13 protein-coding genes are annotated in these 16,373 nt (G+C 48.8%); 5 read left to right on the forward strand and 8 right to left on the reverse strand.

The features are described 5' to 3' along the window. Positions 1 to 14 precede the first annotated feature (14 nt). From BEQ56_08715 to BEQ56_08750, 8 genes are all read right to left on the reverse strand, one after another. Positions 15 to 1,508 carry a lipase gene (locus BEQ56_08715; protein AOH43548.1) on the reverse strand — a complete coding sequence of 498 codons (1,494 nt, stop codon included), beginning with the start codon at positions 1,506 to 1,508 and terminating at the stop codon, positions 15 to 17. A 113-nt stretch (positions 1,509 to 1,621) separates the two neighbouring features. Then, positions 1,622 to 2,623: a hypothetical protein gene (locus tag BEQ56_08720; protein ID AOH43549.1), complete on the reverse strand. Its 1,002-nt coding sequence runs from the start codon at positions 2,621 to 2,623 to the stop codon at positions 1,622 to 1,624. A gap of 29 nt (positions 2,624 to 2,652) precedes the next feature. Beyond that, positions 2,653 to 4,314: a hypothetical protein gene (locus BEQ56_08725; protein AOH43550.1), complete on the reverse strand. Its 1,662-nt coding sequence runs from the start codon at positions 4,312 to 4,314 to the stop codon at positions 2,653 to 2,655. A 12-nt stretch (positions 4,315 to 4,326) separates the two neighbouring features. Continuing rightward, the gene (locus tag BEQ56_08730) at positions 4,327 to 5,145 is read right to left on the reverse strand and encodes an SgcQ protein (GenBank protein ID AOH43551.1); all 819 of its coding nucleotides are present in this window, start codon (positions 5,143 to 5,145) and stop codon (positions 4,327 to 4,329) included. Positions 5,146 to 5,147: 2 nt separating this feature from the next. Then, on the reverse strand, positions 5,148 to 5,936 hold the full coding sequence (locus BEQ56_08735; GenBank protein AOH43552.1) for a hypothetical protein: 789 nt from the start codon (positions 5,934 to 5,936) through the stop codon (positions 5,148 to 5,150). Between the two features lie 322 nt (positions 5,937 to 6,258). Then, positions 6,259 to 6,588, reverse strand: a complete 330-nt coding sequence (locus BEQ56_08740; protein AOH43553.1) for a hypothetical protein — start codon at positions 6,586 to 6,588, stop codon at positions 6,259 to 6,261. A 207-nt stretch (positions 6,589 to 6,795) separates the two neighbouring features. Further along, entirely contained in the window at positions 6,796 to 7,374 is a 579-nt protein-coding gene (locus tag BEQ56_08745; protein AOH43554.1) for a dCTP deaminase, read from the reverse strand. Continuing rightward, positions 7,371 to 8,024, reverse strand: coding sequence for a hypothetical protein (locus tag BEQ56_08750; protein AOH43555.1), 654 nt, complete (start codon positions 8,022 to 8,024; stop codon positions 7,371 to 7,373). The genes BEQ56_08745 and BEQ56_08750 overlap by 4 nt, the downstream gene beginning before the upstream one ends. A 7-nt stretch (positions 8,025 to 8,031) precedes the next feature. Here BEQ56_08750 and BEQ56_08755 point away from each other — a divergent pair, with 7 nt between their 5' ends. Genes BEQ56_08755 through BEQ56_08775 form a run of 5 tightly spaced genes read left to right on the forward strand, consistent with a single transcriptional unit; the run spans position 8,032 to position 16,280 of the window. Then, on the forward strand, positions 8,032 to 9,957 hold the full coding sequence (locus BEQ56_08755) for a hypothetical protein (protein ID AOH43556.1): 1,926 nt from the start codon (positions 8,032 to 8,034) through the stop codon (positions 9,955 to 9,957). Continuing rightward, positions 9,954 to 11,765, forward strand: a complete 1,812-nt coding sequence (locus BEQ56_08760; GenBank protein AOH43557.1) for a hypothetical protein — start codon at positions 9,954 to 9,956, stop codon at positions 11,763 to 11,765. The genes BEQ56_08755 and BEQ56_08760 overlap by 4 nt, the downstream gene beginning before the upstream one ends. A gap of 50 nt (positions 11,766 to 11,815) precedes the next feature. Next, positions 11,816 to 12,262, forward strand: coding sequence for a hypothetical protein (locus BEQ56_08765; protein AOH43558.1), 447 nt, complete (start codon positions 11,816 to 11,818; stop codon positions 12,260 to 12,262). Continuing rightward, positions 12,259 to 13,854, forward strand: coding sequence for a hypothetical protein (locus tag BEQ56_08770; GenBank protein ID AOH43559.1), 1,596 nt, complete (start codon positions 12,259 to 12,261; stop codon positions 13,852 to 13,854). The genes BEQ56_08765 and BEQ56_08770 overlap by 4 nt, the downstream gene beginning before the upstream one ends. After that, on the forward strand, positions 13,854 to 16,280 hold the full coding sequence (locus tag BEQ56_08775; protein ID AOH43560.1) for a hypothetical protein: 2,427 nt from the start codon (positions 13,854 to 13,856) through the stop codon (positions 16,278 to 16,280). The genes BEQ56_08770 and BEQ56_08775 overlap by 1 nt, the downstream gene beginning before the upstream one ends. Positions 16,281 to 16,373: the final 93 nt, after the last annotated feature.

A 16,373-nucleotide genomic window follows, 5' to 3' on the forward strand; every position in this document is an offset into this window, starting at 1 on the left:
TCCCTATCAGCCTTTCAACCTGCCAAAATTTCTGTTAATTTATCTTCGTCCACTGATTTACCCACCAATTCTGTAGCAATTCTGCCATTTTTCATTACCAGAATCCGATTGCAATTTTGAACAATTTCAGACAGATCAGCAGAGATGATAATGACCCCTGTTGAACAATCTTTAACAAGCTCACGTATTAAATAATATACATCAAATTTTGCACCAATATCCACCCCGACCGTAGGTCCATTTAATATTAATATGTCAGGTTCAGTCTCCAACCATTTTGCAATAACTACCTTTTGCTGATTACCGCCAGACAACGTATCGATAGAGTTATAGATACTTCCCATTGCGACAGACAATCTGTCTGTCCATCTGATAGCGGCATGATAAATTCTCGCCAAGTCCAATAAACCAAAAGAATCACACTTTTTATCCAGACTCGTTACCACCAGGTTATTCATAATTGAATGAGATAAAAACAATCCCTCAGTCAATCGATCTTCCGGGATATAGGTGATCTTCTGTTTTAACGCATCGACAGGAGAATTAATGATTACATCCCTTCCTTTTATTCTAATTTTCCCTTTTTCAGCAGGATAAATTCCAAACAAAGACAAAGCTAATTCATTTTTACCGGATCCAAGCAAACCAGTAATACCCAGGATCTCCCCAGGCAGAACTTCAAATGAAATATCTTCGAACCCATTCATTAAAGAAAGATTCTGAACTTGGAAAATAGGTTTAAGCGATCCAGCCGAGGCATACAAAAATCGATCGTCGATGATCCTTCGACCAGTCATGTAATAGACCATTTTTTTATGATCCACATTTTTTACAACATCCGTAATTACATTCTTACCGTTGCGTAAAACCGTGAATCGATCAGCAATCTCGAAAACTTCATCCAATTTATGACTTACAAAGAGAATCGAAACGCCTTGAGACTGGAGGGATCTGATAATTATAAAAAGTTTGTCGATTTCTTTCCGTGTAAGAGAAGTCATCGGCTCATCCAGTATTAATAGTTTCGCTTTATAGTAAATAGCCCGAGCGATAGCCACAATTTGTTTATTCGCGACAGATAAATCCTCTAATCTTTCTTCAAGCGGCAAAGAAATACCTATTTTCTCAAATGCTCTCTTTGCAATTTGATATATTTCTCTCCGATTGAGGATTTTCCTGTTCAATGTTTTATAAACAGGTAAAGCTATATTTTCTGCTACCGTAAGGTTTGGAAAAATCGAAAGATCTTGATATATTACTTGAATACCTTCGTTTATCGCTGAAATCGTATCAAAACGATCACGATTTTTTCCATCAACTTGAACCTCGCCTGCATCTGGTACATAAAAACCTGAAATGATCTTAATCAGAGTCGATTTTCCGCTTCCATTTTCTCCAATCAGACAATGAATTTCTCCCTTTTCTATTTCCAGACTAACCGAGTCCAATGCACACACGCCACCAAATTTCTTGTTAACAGCAGAAATTCTCAAAAATGAATCAGCCATAAAATGCCTCAAACACGCTCTACAGAAATAGATTTAGTTGACAGTTCTATTCTTCTAATCAGGAGCGCCCATTATTTGAAGGGCGCTCCTGATCGTTCCAAAAGAAATCTGTGTTAGAAATCGTAGTCGTACATATTTTCTTTATTTATAACAATCCATCCATCACCATTTAAGTATTTACCGTTTGCTGTAATTGATTCAAATCCTTTCAATCCCAGATCTAATCCTGTTGTAATATCATCTTTTCGGCCTTCCAAAACCATTACAGCTAATTCATTCATAGCGTATCCCGCAATCGCTGGATCCCAGCACAGCACAGCTTGCGTCGAGCCTTCAGCGAGTTGATCGGCTGCGCATGACGTGACAGATGTCCCAACCGAATAAACTTTTCCAATCAATCCAAGTTCGCTGATTGCCTTCCCAGCGCCAGGAGCATCGTAACTCGACGTACCGAGAAATCCCTTCAGATTCGGATATGTTTTTAGTAATTCCTTCGCCTTTTCGTAGGCGATTTCCATACTGTCTTCGGTTTCTACCCGTTCAACTTCAATAAGCGTCATTTCAGGGTACTTTTCCTTTTGCCGCGCCACAGCGGCATCCGCCCATTCATTTTGCGATGCAGATGTAAGAAAACCTACCATTGTTACATATTCACCTTCTTCACCCATAACCTTCGCCAATTCATCCATCATATAAGCGCCATAACCAATATTGTCGAATGCTTCAATGTTGAAGTCACAATTTTTCTGAGAAGGCGATTCATGCGTAATCACAACAATCCCATTATCCATCGCTTTCTTCAAAACAGTTTCACAGGCATCTGGATCAATAGGAACAACACATATTGCATCAATATCCTGAGCAATAAGTTCCTCAATAATTTGGATCTGTTGCGCAGAATCGTAGGCTGCCGGCCCTTTTTGAAATGCGTTATTTCCAGTAGTTTCCGCGAATTCCCTGACACCTTCTTCCATGCGAATAAACCATGGATCAGAACTCTCTTTTACGACAGTAGCAATTTTCCAATCCCCATCAGCATAAACAACTCCGCATAATGAAAACAGAACAATCAATAACGACAGAACAGCGAACGAAAAACCTTTTTTATTCATGATGTATTCTCCTTCTTAATTTATTTTCAGAACTATCCGCAGGATAACTTCTGAATCTCACTTAACCTGGCAAAAATTGATGATGCTCGTCCTAAACTATCATGCAAACACGAATACACATCAAACAATTTTTCATAAATTGATACAGCTCTTGGGTCTGGGGAATAGGTTAAAAGATCATAATCAACTAATCTTTTTCCTTCCGCCTCAAAGGCAGATCGAGTTCCAATGGGATTCTTTAGCGCGACTGAAGCGCAAATACATGCACCTGATGATGACGTATTCGATATGATAGGAATATATATTTCCCTGTTCAATATATCTGAGTAAATTTGCATCATCATTTTATTTTTAAGTGGGATTCCACCAACGGCATAGGTTTTCACAATATCCATACCTGCTTCAAGGTGACTATTAAAAATTTTTTTGGCTCCAAACGCCATTGCTTCGACAAATGCTCTAAAAATTTGCTGCGGTGTAGTATCTAGCGATAATCCAGCAATTAGCCCCCGCAATGAATAATCCATCAAAATACTGCGATTCCCATTAAACCAGTCAAGCGATACCAGACCGCATTCTCCTGGCTTCATCGCCTGAGCCAGACCAGTAATATATTCAAGACTGCTTATATTCTGCTGTTCAGCTTCTATAAAATAGGACGCAGGCAGCATATTCTCTGAAAACCAGCTTAAAGTATCGCCTGTAGAAGGTTGTCCCGACTCAAACGCGAACAATCCAGGAATCATGCCGCCATGAATCTTGCTTACACCTCGTATTCGCGCATCAGAGTTTGTAAGTACTTGAAAACAGGTCGAGGTTCCCATTACCATGATCATCGACTCAGGAGCGGTTATACCCAAGCCGGCAGCTGTGATTTCAGAATCTCCATGCCCCACTGCGACAACAACATCTTGCCGTAGACCTGTCAAACCCGCAATCTCTTTCGATACATAGCCAGCCCGACTGCCAACAGGCAGGATCTTTCCTCTCATTTTGTGGAAGATTGACTTTCCCCATCCGGGAGATATACTATTAAAAAAATCTTCTGAAGGGAAACCCTTTCGTGGGTTATAAAATGCATTCAGTCCAAGCGTCGCCTCATTTCTGACTAAATTTCCTGTCAGGAAATATGTAATATAATCTGCGGCCTCTAAGAATAAATCTGTATGCGCGTAAACATCAGGCGCCTCTTCAAAGATTTGCAGCACCTTTGGAAAAAGCCATTCGCTGGATACAACTTGCCCACAATCACAATACAGTTCATAATCAAATAATCCTAATGCTCTTTCAATTCTTTCAGCATATGGTTGCGCTGCATGATGTTTCCAAAGTTTCGTCCATGCATAAGGATTATTCTGGAATTCGTCCATGGAAGACAACGGCCTTCCATCTGCACCCAAAGATACCAAGGTACAATTTGTAAAACCGATTCCTATGGCAATGATTTCACTTGCATTTACCTTTTGGGTTGCTGCTCGTATCAAATTAAACAAAGTTTTTATATAATCATCCGCATCTTGCAAATTCCAGCCTGCATTGAGCTCAGTTTCACCATCGGGAAGCACATCGGATATCACGCCATGCAAATATTTATCCTCACATTCCAAAATAATCTCACCGGAAGCCGCATTTATAGCTGTCAATCGGCAACTTAGAGTTCCAAAATCAAATCCCAGTAAAACGGCTCTTTTCATGCAGATACCTTTTTAACGAAGTGTATTTCTAAAATTCATAACCTTAGACATAAATGCCTTTACGCGAGTTGGATCAACAGCATTTTCGAAAATTCCGTCATACTTGAACGTAGTAGCGACAATTGCGCCATCTGCAATACTCAAGATTGATTCGATTGTCTCTACTTTACAACCGGTATTAGCGAAAACGACAGTATCGCCTGCAGCGCCTTTTGCGCGGGATAAAATTTCCGGATCTGTTGCGCTTCCCGCAGTCGCTCCGGAAACACATAACGCGTCGGGAAGACAGTTAAAACGTGTTGTCTTTGTAATTGATTCAATATCTCGACATCCCAAGTGGGAAGCCGCTTCAGGATATATATTATAGAATAGCTTTACTTTTTCAGCGCCAATTGCATGCTTATGGCGCACTGTCTCACCGCTGCTCGTGTTCCACAATCCGAAGTCGCTTGCATAAACACCCGAAATTATTTCGCGAATAAACTGAGCGTCTACTGCTGCGGCTAAATCTAAGGAAGCAATCGGATCCCATAATACATTTACGCCATATGGAATATGTATGTCGTTTATAAGTTCTCCGATGACTCTTGCCATAGCTGCAGTTGTTTCTGTTCTGACCCTCGTCAAGTAGGGGAGGCTAAACTCATTTGAAAACATTACACCATCTACACCACCTTCCTGTAAAGCTATCAAATCTCGCCTTGCGCATTCTACTACTGCCTTCATTCCACCAACTTTATCGAATCCGGGATCGCCTGGCAATGCTCTCAGATGACACATTGCAATAATCGGTTTTTCACAATTAAAAACTTCGCTCAGCCAATTTTTCATATTTACTCCGTTTTTATTTTTATAATATTTACATTATTTTCTTCAAGCATAGCAATACTGCTTTGCTTAATATTTGTATCCGTTATGACTATGTCAATATCAGATACATTACAAACCTTCATAAATCCTACTCGCTTGAATTTGCTTGAATCGGCCAGTAATATGATCTGTCGACCAGCTCTGATCATCGCCTGCTTCAAAGGTACTTCCTGCATGTTCGTATTAAAAATTTGCCCATTTGAATGGACTGCGTCCGCACCTAAAAAAATCCGGTCAAAATGACATGTTTTGAGGAATTCCTCAGATAAATCGCCTACCACTGAATAGACTTGATTTGTAACATTCCCGCCGAGCATGTAAGTTAATATATGAGGAAACTTTGCTAAATATGCCGCAATCAACAAGTCATTCGTAACAACCATTAACTTTTCTTTATAAGGAAGTAATTGTGCTAATGCGAATGTGATTGAGCCAGAATCTAAGAGGATTGAATCATTATCCTGAATTAAATCGAAAGCCTCCTTCGCTATAGCTTTTTTTACCTCTTTGTTCGTATTAATTTTTTCATCATAAGGGATTTCTAATCTTGAATTCCGGAACAATGGTATAGCGCCGCCTCTTTTCCTCGAACATTCCCCATTCTTTTCTAAATACTGCAAGTCTCTCCGGATTGTAGCGTCAGAAACATTAAGGCTTTCCACTAATTGAGCTATATCAACATATCCCTCATCACGAAGTAAATCACGAATAATTTGCAGCCTTTTTTCGGTTTTTTGTGAGTTCTCCTGCATATTTCCTCTGCCAGAATTATTTTGTTTATTATACGACACTAATAGAAAAACAAATGTAACATTTCCGATATGCGCATCGTCATCTTGTGCATTTCAAAACCTTTTATGAATTATTCCAAACATTTTGCGACCGTATTATCAGGCTTCTGCTAAAAACGGATCGCTTCAACGCCGCTGATCGGCATGTACGCGACGACGAGAATAGTCTCACGCACAATCGGGCTGCCCGGACGTAACGCGATGGCTGCCAGCGTCGCGTTGCGCGAAAATCAACAGATTTTTCAGCACAATACATTCCGCCATTGCATAACGAAAATTCGATTCAGGTCCTCCTGGTTCTGCAGCGAATATCGTCCATAGAACCATTCATTCGACATCGCTCCTCGGCTCGCTCGAACGCTTCTTCGGCATCCTGATCGAGCACTACGCCGGCGCGTTCCCCGCCTGGCTCGCCCCGATCCAGGCCGAAATCATCCCGATCGCCGATCGCCATATCGAGGCCGGAAATAAAATCGCCGCCGAGCTGCGCGAGGCCGGGCTGCGGGTGCATGTCGACGCTCGTTCGGACCGCATGAACGCGAAGATCCGCGACGCGCAGCGCCAGAAAATTCCGTATATGCTCGTCCTCGGCGATAAGGAAATCGATTGCCATTCCGTCGCGCTCCGCAAGCGCAGCGGGGAAAACCTCGGCGCAATCCCGCTCCATCAGTTCATCGATTTAGCGAAAAAAGAAATCGCCGAAAAAATCTGAACGCTGATAAACAGGCTATAAATCGCCAAAGACAGATTAAGCGGATTCCACAGCGCTGCGCAGCGCCGGAGTCCGCTTAATCCATTCATTCAGACGCCAGTATCAGGTTCAATCGGCAGCCCGTCGCTCCTCGCGGGCCGGTTCAGGCAGCGTCTGACCCTGATACCGGCTCACGCGCATCGAATAATCCCGCTCCGGATCATCGTTAAGCAGGCTGAATTGAAGCTGCACGACGCGCGCGCCGAACGGGAGCAGCACATCATGCTTCCCTTCATTCTTAAATTCCAGCGTAATCGTTCCAGCAAAACCGGCGTCGATAACCCCGGCCATCATGTGGTTAATAAAAACGCGCCCCAGGCTCGACTTGGTATACACCTGTCCGCAGACATTTTTCGGCATGACGATATACTCGCGCGACGAGCCTAAAAAAACGTCGCCGGGACGCAGCAGGATCCCCGCTTCGGATATCTCGCGAAGCTCCCAAAACAGATCGGAATGATGTTTTTTTCCAAAAATAATCGGCTGATCGCAATCAAGCGGCAGCCGCGCGTAACGCCCGAGAGTTAAATCCAGCGTATTCGGATTGACCTGGGCCCGAACGGTTTCCGGATCGGTATCCGACTTCGTAAAGTCGATCATCCCGGCGCAGATCATTTCCCAAATCTTCGTATCGTTCAAAACACTCATGATCCTCTTTCCCTCGCCTTTTCGGCGAGCCGCCGCTCATAGTAGCCGCAGCTGGTAAACTCGTAGCAGCCGCCGCGGTAGACACAGTCCGGATTCAGGAAGTCCCGATAAATCGGATCGCAGGCGCAGACCGCGGCCTTCACCGCCTCCATCGTCCTTCGCGTAACCGGATCAGCGTGAAAACATAATCGTTTCCGAGCCATATTCATCAGCGCCTGCAAATTCAGGTCCATGACGTGATTGACCGGCGCGTCCTGCCGGACGGACGCCCGGTCTGGATTCGAACGCTGACTTTTAACATAGTGCTCAACGCCGAACTTATGCCGGACGAGATGGACGCTGACGAAATACGGAACGTTCCAAAGCGCAATCGTGAACATTAAAGTCCGCGCGGGAGAATGTTCCGATGCGATCAGTTTTCGTCGCCAGCTTTCCGAAGGGACCGCGAACTTTTCCGATCCCTGCGTAATTCGCGCTAAAAACAGGCAGCGCGTCCAGTCTCCCTCGTTTGGGTAGCGAATAACTTCAACTTCCACCGAACCCTCTTCTCCATACCTCGCGAATCGATCCTTCACCCGAAACCCAACCTGACCCTGCCGCAAACGCCGCCGGTCGGAATCGAATCGGATACTATTATAGCCCTGATTCACGTCAGTTTTGAACGGGCGCGGAAAGCCGTTTAATCCTGATAAACCGCAAACGCAGCGGACGAACGCCGCGCCGCCGCTTATAATTGAACAAGATTTACGGGAACCCGAATTTGAGAGCTACATGAATCCAGCGACCGAGACAAAACCTGACGAAATCCCCGTTTCAAAGCAGCTTGCGGACATGTTTTCGCTGCTGAAGCCATATCGTTTTAAATACGGATTCGCATTATTCCTGCGATTAATGGCGAACGTTTTTTATACTGCGCTCGTTCTGAACATCGGGCAATTCGTTGACAGCCTCATGAACCCTGCCGCGGAGCTCCGAGTCGGGTATTTCGTCCTACGCCTGCTCGCGCTGATCGCGCTGCAGGCGCTCTGCACCTGTTTCGGGACAATCCAAGGAGCGATCGTCGGCGAAAAAATCGACCGCTCGCTCCGCGATCTTTTTTTCGACCGGACGCAGCGGCTGACGATGGCCTTTCATTCAGAATCGAATACCGGCGACCTGATTCAGCGGGCGACGTCGGACGTCGACGAAGGCCGGCGCTTCTTCTCGGATCATCTTCCCGGTATCGCCCGCGTCCTTTTTCAGTATTCGACCAACCTCTACGCGCTCTGGCGGATCGATCCAACGATCGCGCTCATATCTCTGATTATCGGACCGATGATTCTCTGGTTCGCGCTTTTCACGTTACAGAAGGTCGGCAGGGTTTACGAAGATTATCAGAACCGCGAAAGCCGGATCACGTCGGACGTTCAGGAAAACCTGACCGGGATCCGCGTAATCAAGGCGTTCAATCAGCAGAATTACGAATACGCGAAATTCGATAAACTCCTTGAAGAAAAGTATCAGTCCGGCAAAGGCGTACTGGCCGCCGAAAACCTTTTCTGGGGAGGGACCGATATTCTTTGCAGCGTCCAAATCCTCGTCAGCCTGGTCTTCAGCGCCTGCCTCACGGTCGGCGGCAAGATCAGCGTCGGCGACTTCATCGCCGCAATGGCCTGCGTTAACCTGATCGTCTGGCCGATTCGAACCATGGGCCAGCTGATCGTCCGCGCTTCCCGGGCCATGGTCAGCATGCAGCGCGTCATCATGATCATCGCTGAAACCGAAGAGCCTCTCGACACGGGCGATCAGCTCCCCGCCACGACGCCGCCACGCGGGAAAATCGAGTTCCGGAACGTGACTTTCGCCTATCCCGGGAGCAAACCGACGCTGAAAAACGTCTCGTTTACCGTCGAGCCCGGCCAAACGGTCGGGATTTTAGGGCTGACCGGCTCCGGTAAAACAACCTTATTCAACCTGCTGCTCCGGTATTATGACTGCCAGCAGGGTCAGATCTTTTTAGACGACATCGAGCTGGCGCGAATTCCGCGGACTTACCTTCGCCGCGAAATCGCCGTCGTCGATCAGGAGCCTTTTCTTTTCGGCCGCACCATCGCCGAAAATATCGCGCTCGGGGCCGACCGCCCGATCGCCCGGGACGAAATCGAAGCCGCCGCGAAAATTGCCGCGATTCATGACGTCATCGTCGGATTCGAGAATGGATACGAAACGACGGTCGGCGAACGCGGCGTAACGCTCTCCGGCGGCCAGAAGCAGCGGATGACGATCGCCCGCGCGCTTCTCCGCGATCCGCAGGTTATCCTGTTCGACGACGCAACTTCCGCGATCGACGCCGCGACAGAAAACCGGATCAACGAAGCGCTGGCCCGATCCACCAGGCGGAAAACAATTCTCAGCGTGACCCATCGCGTCCAATCCGTCCTGACCGCGGACCTGATTCTCGTCATGAAGAACGGCAGCCTGGTCCAGCTGGGGACGCACCAGACTTTATCGCATGAGCCGGGACTTTACCGCGAGATGCTCAACGTACAAGCGCAGATAGAAAACGAGCTCGAAGATGAGCTGAACAGGGAAACAGAAGCATGAGCGAAACCATTAAGGTCCGATCCGACGTCGTCAACGAAGATTCCAGGAACGTCCTCGGGCGGATCCTCCTGATCGTCAGGCCGTACTGGGGATTGCTGACGCTGTCGGTCGCGCTGAATCTCCTGGCGTCGGTTTTCGACAACCTGATCACGTTTTTACATCAGAAAATCACGGATCAGGCCGTCATTCCCGGCGATATCGACATGCTCTGGCATTTCTTTACGCTCCTCGTCGGCGTGATTGTCATCCTGATCGTGGTAAACCTCCTTTCGGTCATCCTGACCGGGAAATGTTCGCTGGATATGGAAAAAGCGCTGCGTGCCTCCGCCTTCCGGCACCTGCACACGCTGCAATTATCCTATTTTTCTCGGACGCCGGCCGGTTGGATCCTCTCGCGAATCACGTCTGACACGACAAGAATCACGGACGTCCTGACCTGGGGTCTCTTCGACGGCTCGTTCGCGATCATTCACGTTATCGTCATCCTTGGCTTCATGACCGCCGTCAATTGGAAACTGGCGCTGATCGCGCTGACGATGATCCCCGTTCAGGTCTGGGTCGGATGGGAAATCCGGAAACGGATCCTCAGGGACCAGCGCGAAGCCCGGAAACAGAACTCGCTCATGACGGCGTCGCTCAACGAAAACCTGACCGGGATCCGCGTCGTCAAGGCGCTTCGCCGCGAAGAGCGGAATTTACATGATTTCGAAAAAATAACCGAAGCCAGATTTCACGCTTCCTACTCCGCGACGCGATGGAACGCGATTCTGAATCCGCTAATCCAGTTCCTCCTGTTTTTCACGCTGACGCTCGTCCTTTGGGGAAGTAAGACCCAGTTCAAAATCGGCGGACTCACGATCGGAGGGATCAAATCCTTTATCTCGTATTTCACGATGCTCCAATGGCCCATACAGGAGCTCACGCGCGTTCTCGGCGAGGCGCAGCAGGCGATCGCATCCGGAGAACGTTACCTGTCGCTCATGGATACCGAAGCGACGATCGCCGACCGCCCTGACGCGAAACCGATCGACTCGCTTAAGAAAGAAATCGAATTCCGGAACGTATCGTTCCGTTATGACGACGGGGATCGGACGCTCGTCCTGAAAAACGTCAGCCTGACGGTCCAGCCCGGCGAAGTCATCGCGCTCGTCGGCTCGACCGGCGGCGGAAAAACGACGCTCGTCAATCTCCTCGCGCGCTTCTACGAACCGACGGAAGGAGAAATCGCGGTCGGAGGGAACGATTACCGCGAATTTGAACTTTCCTCGTATCAATCCAGGCTCGGGATCGTGCTGCAAACGCCGCATCTCTTCTCTGGGACGATCCGCGACAATATCCGCTACGGGAAACTCAACGCAACGGATGAAGAAATCGTGACCGCCGCGGTTCAGGCAGGCGCCGACGATTTTATCCGTTCGTTCCCGAACGGGTACGACGAGCAGGTCGGAGAAGACGGCGCGCTGCTTTCCGTCGGCCAGAAGCAGCTGATCAGTATTGCCCGCGCAATCCTGAAGGATCCACAGCTGTTCATCCTCGACGAGGCGACGAGCTCCGTCGATACGATCACGGAAAAGATGATCACCGCCAGTCTGGAAACGTTAATGACCGGGAGGACGTCGTTTATCATCGCGCACCGTCTTTCGACGATCAAGCGCGCCGACCGGATCCTGGTTATCGAAAACGGCGAAATCGCGGAATCGGGGACACATTCCGAGCTGCTGCGGCTGCGCGGACGTTACTACGAACTCTATTCACAGCAGTTCCGATTGGAACGGGAAATCCCATTGATGAGGCAGCTTGGAACTTAATGATATAATTTGTAGATGTATCTGGTCCTCAGTTAAGAAAGCCAGCCAGTATGAAAACCGACCGAAACTCTTTGCAACCTCCTGTAAATACCGAATTTCTTTATAATATGCTCCTGAAAGCGGGAGATATTTCTTCATTCGTCAAAGAGCATTCTGATTTATTTCAATCAACGGATCTATCGATTTATTTAGCCTATCTTTGCGCGAAATACGAATTGAAAAACGCTAAAGTCATTGAGGATTCCGGAATTAACGGAGACTACTTTTATCAGATTCTTTCCGGGAAACGAAAACCGTCGAGAGATAAAACGATCCGTCTCGCGTTCGGAATGAAACTTGATATAAAGGAAACGCAGAGGCTCCTGAATTGCAGCGGCGCGAGCGAGCTTTATCCTCGCAACCGGCGCGACGCAATTATTCTATTCGCTCTCGAACATCGTATTTCAATTTACGAAACGAATGATTTTCTGTATGAACTATCGGAGCCATTACTATGAAGAAAGCCTCTTCCGCAATCCTGCTCGGCGTTCTCTGCGCATTGATCCTTCTGGGATTCGGGTCCTCCGGATTTTACTTCAGCCAAAAACTGTTTCAGATTTCCCAAAAGAGCAGGCAAACGAATTTCATAAATGCGGCAGGGGAAACCACGCAGAGCTCCGAACTCCGACAAATTGAAATCCGGCTGACTTCGTCGGGCGCCCCTGTTTCAGGATTCAGCGGTTCAGCCGACGGGACGAACTGGGTATCTGCCGATAACGAAGTGTTAACCCTTGCTTCGACGAAGTTCGACACAGTTACCGTCGTTAAAGGGAACCGTCAGGTTCAAAGAACGCTCACGCCGAAAGAGGTATCCGACGGGAACCTGACGATCGACCTCGACGCCGCGCCGGAAGCTCCCGAAATCCTGATCGTTAACGGAACCGACCTTCGAGACAGAACTACGCTGCTTTACCCCGTCTCAAACGCGGACGAAGCCGCTTTCGAATCCGAATTCTCCGGAGCCGAGATTACCGAGGAAAACGGCGAATTCCTGATCCGTCTCCCGAAAGATCATCATCAGAAATTCTTTCATTATTTTAAGCTTCGGGCCGCCAATCCGGCGGGATCGGCTGAGACGACGATCGGTATTCTTAACCTTCCGGAGCGGGAACCCACCCCGATTTACACTTTTGAGGATTTCGACGGAATGCGCCGGAATCTCTCGGGATCGTATCGCCTGATGAATGATCTCGATCTGAGCTCAATTGAAAACTGGACGCCGATCGGAACGGATCAATATCCCTGGAAAGGCTTTTTTGATGGCGGCGGATTCGCGATCCGAGGCTTCGCGATAACAAAAACCGAATTGGAGAAAAACGAAAACGGGGTCTCCTTTTTCGGCGCCACGCAAAACGCAGTCATTCGCAACCTGAGGATTATCGAACCGAAAATCAGGATCCTCAACAGCGACCCGCGAAAAACGCTCGCAGCCGCGATTGTTGTCCGCGCGGCCACCGACACGCTGATCGAAAATATCGGCGTCTTCGGCGGGGAAATTACATCGGTCAACGCTGGTGCTTCAGGAATCATCGCAGGAATGAACCGTTCCGTACTCAGCAATCTTTTTAATAGCGCAACGGTTACGACCGACTGGGATCAGCCAGTTTTATATAATACCGCCGGGATTCTCGGGATCGGCGTCGGATATATCCGGAACTGCGCTAACGAAGGCGCTATTTACGGACGCCACCTGACCGGCGGAATTACCGCGTTGGCGAACGCGACGATCTCGCGAACGATTAACAGCGGAAGAATTTACGGACTGCCGCTCGTCGGCGAATACCCGCCCGGCGGCATCTTCCAGACTTCCGATTCGGGCCATATCTACGATTCGCTCTTTACGCTCGGAAGCGCGGTCCACGGCGGAGCGATCTTCAGCGGCGGGGTTATCGACAACGTCCGAGCCATCGGCAAAGCCGATTTGACCGACCCGGCGATGCTCGCAGTTTTAGGATCTTTCAGCGGGTCCGATCCTGATTGGATCTTTAACAGCAGCCTCGCGAACGGCCCGATTCCTGCGGCAATTTTCTCCGGAAAGGAGATACGATAATGAACGGACATATCCCCGAATCATTCGCACAATTCGAAGACGATTTCAAGAGAAAGATGGAGAACGTCCTTCCGGAACCGTTCGAGAACGAATATGAATGCCTTTCGGTTTTAGCCGAAAATCCGGAGAGGAGCGTTTTCATTGTCCGCGAAAAAAACACCGGGCTGAAACGGATCTTTAAAGTAACTTCCGAGACCACCGGTAACAGCGCCAAATCCGAATATAAATTTCTCTCCCGCCTCGGCCATCCGGCCATCCCGAAAGCGATCCGCTTCGAAAAAATCGAGGACAAAGGCGTCCTGATCCGCGAATATGTCGAAGGAGAAACGCTGGCCGAAAGAGTCAGCCGCAACGGTCCGTTTTCCGTTCGGGAAACGCTGGATTTGGCGCGGCAGGTTTGCGACGTTCTATCCTTTCTTCACCTTCAATCTCCGCCGATTATCTATAAAGATATCAAACCGCAGAATATTATTCTTTCGCCCGACGTTAAAATCCATCTGATCGATTTCGGGATCTCCCGGGAATACGATCCGACGAAAACGACCGACACGAAAATCATCGGCAGTTTCCAATATGCCTCGCCGGAGCATCTCGGATTCCGGTCAACCGATACCCGCAGCGACATTTTTTCTCTGGGCCGACTGATAAATTTTCTCGCGACCGGAGACGCTTTTACTTTCCCGGGTGATCCCGCCCTGGTTCGGATTGCCTCCCGCTGCACCGACGTTTCGCCGGACAAACGCTTCCCATCCGCTATCGCGCTATCCAAAGAGATCACCCGCTTGCTGAATCCGATTCCAAAAAAAGAAAAAATCCGTTTTGCGGCAGCGTTTATCGGCGCGTTCCTCCTCGGAACGCTGATCCTGCTGAAATTCATCCTTCCGCGGCCGGACCTCCGGGAACGCGTCGACCCAGCCGCCCAAACGCTCGCGGTCGTCGAGGCAGCCGAAATTTCGATCCGCGTTCAGGCGCTCGAAAACGGAAAACCCATCCAGAATGCCGCTGTTTCAGCAGATTATCATCACTGGTATATACCGGATTCGTCCGGGAAAGCAACGTTATCTCTCCCGGCATTCCAGAAATATACGATCGTCGTCGCGAAAGGAAACCAGACCGTTCGAAAAACGGTCGGCGCCGAATCGGCGGAAGCGCGATCGTTGAATCAGATCGATTTAAACGCGGCGCCGTACGCGCCGGAAGAAATTCGGCTTAAAGGCAATTTCGGCGAAGCCTTGAGTTTCCCACTGGAATTGACGAACGTCGACAGCGTTGCCTTGAAAGGGAATCCGATCGAAATTGAAGTCGCTCAGCCTGACGATTCCCCGAATCAGGACGGCGCGGACGAATGGATCCTGACCGTATCGGAATCGATCGCGCAGCCCGGAATCTATCCGATTTTTCTGACCGGATCGAACGAAAACGGACGCGTTCAAACGCTGGTCGAATTAAATCTGATGGTCAACAAACCCGAAACGTTCATATCGACGATCGACGACCTCAACCTGATTCGAAACAATCCCGGCGGAAAATACGTCCTCACGAAAGACCTTGACCTGAGCGACGTCGAAAGCTGGAAGCCCATCGGTTCCAAAGACGCTCCGTTCACCGGAACGTTCGACGGCAAAGGTCACCGGATCCACGGACTTTCTATTTCAAGCGGCAATACCGCCGGGATTTTCGGATATATCAGTCACGCCGCAATACGAAATATCATCCTTGTCAATCCCGAGATCCGACTGGTTGAGCCGACGACATACACCGGAGTCGGCGGCATCGTCGGAATCAACAGCCTCAGCCTGATCGAGAACTGCGCCGTTCTTGACGGAGAAATCTACGCCGACGTCGTTTTCGAAAGCGGCGCCGGCGGAATCCTCGGTGTTAACGAAGACGGAATCGTCCGGCATGTTTTCAATTCAGCCTCGATTACGATCGAAAACAACGGAAGCCGTAACGAATCAGACAGTAACTCCGGCGGGATCGCCGGAGCGAACAGCGGCTACATCAGCGACGCAGCAAACTCAGGCCGGATCAGCGGACCGTCCCTCGTCGGCGGAATATCCGCCTTTAACAACGAGGGCATCATTACGCGAACGCTGAATTCCGGAATGATCCAGGGGATGCATTATATTCAGAACGCGGCTTATCCGCCCGGCGCGATCAGTCATCTTCTTGGCGCAGGCCGGTTGATATCAGATTCCGTCTTTTTAGAGACGACGGCAATAAAAGGAGCGACCGTCTGGAACGGAGGGACGCTCCTGAATATCGTTCCGATGAGCGACGAACGGCTGAGGTCGCTCTCTGAAGTCCGGAAAATATTCGGGGGAGCGGATGAAGGAATGAATTGGACGATGAAACCCGAAATTTCCCCATATCCGATCCCCGCGCTGATCTTCGATTCGGACGAGCTTTCGCGAATCGAGAAATAAAAAGAAGAATGCCCCGGTTTTCTCTTCTCCACCGGGGCTAAAAAAATCATTGAAGCTGCTTGGGCTCTCCGACTGGTTGAAACAATCCATTTC

This window comes from Anaerolineaceae bacterium oral taxon 439 (genome assembly GCA_001717545.1).
GTDB lineage: Bacteria > Chloroflexota > Anaerolineae > Anaerolineales > Anaerolineaceae > Flexilinea.

What these genes read in the sequence shown, in the direction of transcription:
- BEQ56_08715 (AOH43548.1), bottom strand. Translation starts at nt 1,508, where the DNA reads ATGGCTGATTCATTTTTGAGAATTTCTGCTGTTAACAAGAAATTTGGT.
- BEQ56_08725 (AOH43550.1), bottom strand. Translation starts at nt 4,314, where the DNA reads ATGAAAAGAGCCGTTTTACTGGGATTTGATTTTGGAACTCTAAGTTGC.
- BEQ56_08730 (AOH43551.1), bottom strand. Translation starts at nt 5,145, where the DNA reads ATGAAAAATTGGCTGAGCGAAGTTTTTAATTGTGAAAAACCGATTATT.
- BEQ56_08735 (AOH43552.1), bottom strand. Translation starts at nt 5,936, where the DNA reads ATGCAGGAGAACTCACAAAAAACCGAAAAAAGGCTGCAAATTATTCGT.
- BEQ56_08740 (AOH43553.1), bottom strand. Translation starts at nt 6,588, where the DNA reads ATGGCAATCGATTTCCTTATCGCCGAGGACGAGCATATACGGAATTTT.
- BEQ56_08745 (AOH43554.1), bottom strand. Translation starts at nt 7,374, where the DNA reads ATGAGTGTTTTGAACGATACGAAGATTTGGGAAATGATCTGCGCCGGG.
- BEQ56_08760 (AOH43557.1), top strand. Translation starts at nt 9,954, where the DNA reads ATGAGCGAAACCATTAAGGTCCGATCCGACGTCGTCAACGAAGATTCC.
- BEQ56_08765 (AOH43558.1), top strand. Translation starts at nt 11,816, where the DNA reads ATGAAAACCGACCGAAACTCTTTGCAACCTCCTGTAAATACCGAATTT.
- BEQ56_08770 (AOH43559.1), top strand. Translation starts at nt 12,259, where the DNA reads ATGAAGAAAGCCTCTTCCGCAATCCTGCTCGGCGTTCTCTGCGCATTG.
- BEQ56_08775 (AOH43560.1), top strand. Translation starts at nt 13,854, where the DNA reads ATGAACGGACATATCCCCGAATCATTCGCACAATTCGAAGACGATTTC.